The organism is Parachitinimonas caeni (genome assembly GCF_030129945.1).
Taxonomy (GTDB): domain Bacteria; phylum Pseudomonadota; class Gammaproteobacteria; order Burkholderiales; family Chitinimonadaceae; genus Parachitinimonas; species Parachitinimonas caeni.
This window is the reverse complement of sequence record NZ_JARRAF010000154.1, coordinates 1-631: the sequence shown is the minus strand read 5'-3', so window position 1 is coordinate 631 and position 631 is coordinate 1. Positions and strand designations below refer to the sequence as shown.

Below are 631 nucleotides of genomic sequence, written 5' to 3'. Positions count from 1 at the left end.
CGGACTTCGCCGGCACCAGACCATTCCCCCGCCGTCAGCTGCAGGCTGTCGCCCTGGCGCAGGCCCAGGCTCCAGGCGCTGAGCGGGCCGGTGCCGGTCAGTGCAATCGCCTGCGCCCCAGGGGGGGGCAGGACAGGCGCGGGGGTCTGCCGGATCGTACCGTGCAGCGCGGCGCCGCTGGCGGGCGCGGATTGGGCCTGCCAGACGAGTTGGTATTGCCCGGCCGGCAGCCAGTAGTGGCGGGGGCTGGCGGCAGCGTCTGCCGCCAGCGTGAACTCGCCCAGCCCCCAGGGGCCAAGCGCCTGGCCGTTCACGGTCTGCAGTCTGGCGGCTATCTGCACGCCCTGCGCCTGCAGGTTGCCCAGGTCCAGCCAGCCGGCCTGCTGCAGTTCGAAGGTGTGTTGCAGGCGGTCGCTGCTGCTGCCGATGGCCTGGGTGAACGGGGTGTCCAACTCCAGCGGGCTATGGGTGTGCACGACCGGCAGGCAGGTCACGGCGATGGGTGCGGCCTGAGGGGACTGCGGGCGATTCACCAGCAGCAGGACCTCGCTGCCGGGGGCGGTGAAGTCCTGCCGGTTCCAGCTGGCCGCCGCCTGGTCATCCAGCAGGAGACGGCCCTCCGGGGTGTACA

At 72.3% G+C, this 631-nt stretch carries 1 protein-coding gene; it reads right to left on the bottom strand.

Features of this window, described 5'->3' with window-relative positions; all coding sequences use genetic code 11:
- Window positions 1-631: hypothetical protein (locus PZA18_RS24080; RefSeq protein WP_284103429.1), on the bottom strand; the 631-nt coding region annotated here is incomplete at both ends.